The sequence below is a fragment of the Novosphingobium soli genome (assembly GCF_042432915.1).
Classification (GTDB): Bacteria; Pseudomonadota; Alphaproteobacteria; order Sphingomonadales; family Sphingomonadaceae; genus Novosphingobium; species Novosphingobium soli.
Genome location: NZ_JBHLWK010000047.1, coordinates 1 through 1,153, shown reverse-complemented (window position 1 = coordinate 1,153; position 1,153 = coordinate 1). Strand labels below are relative to the sequence as shown.

Genomic DNA, 1,153 nt, shown 5'->3' with positions numbered 1-1,153 from the left:
CTAGTGGTTTCCGCCTGACATAAGAGTCCGGTTCGGGATTCCCTTTGTTGCGTTCGCATGCGAGTCTGGCGCATGCGCACAGGAATATCGTTCACCGTTTCGCCGACCGATCGTGCCCGTCTGACGGCGCTGATTAGGGACCGCAATGCCCCCACAGAAGCATGTCTGGCGCGCCGAGATCGTGCTTCTGTCCGCCGACGGCGTCGGCACCGTCGAGATCATGCGCCGGACCGGCAAGTCGAAGACCTGCGTGTGGCGCTGGCAGGAGCGCTTTGCCGCGGAAGGCTGCGACGGGCTGCTGCGCGACAAGACGCGGCCGTCGCGCATTCCGCCGCTCGGACCCGATGTCGCCGCGCACGTGGTGGCAATGACGCTTGCCGATCCGCCGGGCGAAACGACGCACTGGACGGCCGACATGATGGCGAAGGCGGCCGGCATCAGCGCCAGCGCGGTCCGGCGCATCTGGAAGGCACATGGCCTCGCGCCCCACCGCTGGCGGCAGTTCAAGCTCTCCAACGATCCGAAATTCGTCGACAAGCTGCGCGACGTCGTCGGCCTCTATGTCGATCCGCCGGCCCACGCCATCGTGCTGTCGGTCGACGAGAAGAGCCAGATCCAGGCGCTCGACCGCACCCAGCCCGGCCTGCCGATGAAGAAGGGCAGACTCGGCACCATGACGCATGACTACAAGCGCAACGGCACGACCACGCTGTTTGCCGCCCTCAACGTGCTCGACGGCACCGTCATCGGCAGGAACATGCAGCGCCATCGCCATCAGGAGTTCATCCGCTTTCTCAATGCCATCAACGCCGAGGTTCCCGCCAACAAGGCCGTGCACGTCATCCTCGACAACTATGCTCCCCATAAGCACCCCAAGGTGCGCCGTTGGCTCGACCGGCACAGCCGCTTCACCTTCCACTTCACCCCGACCTCATGCTCATGGCTCAACGCGGTGGAGGGCTTCTTCGCCAAGCTGTCGAAACGGCGCCTGAAACGCGGCGTCTTCCACTCCGTCATCGACCTCCAGGCCGCCATCAACCGCTTCCTCGCCGAGCACAACCAGCAGCCCAAGCCCTTCACCTGGGCCGCCGATCCCGACAAAATCATCGCCGCCGTCAAGCGCGGGCACCAAGCGTTAGATTCCATCCACTAG

1 pseudogene is annotated in these 1,153 nt (G+C 64.6%); it reads left to right on the top strand.

From position 1 onward, the window contains the following. Positions 1-72 precede the first annotated feature (72 nt). A pseudogene (locus ACFFJC_RS21195) lies at positions 73-1,153 on the top strand (IS630 family transposase).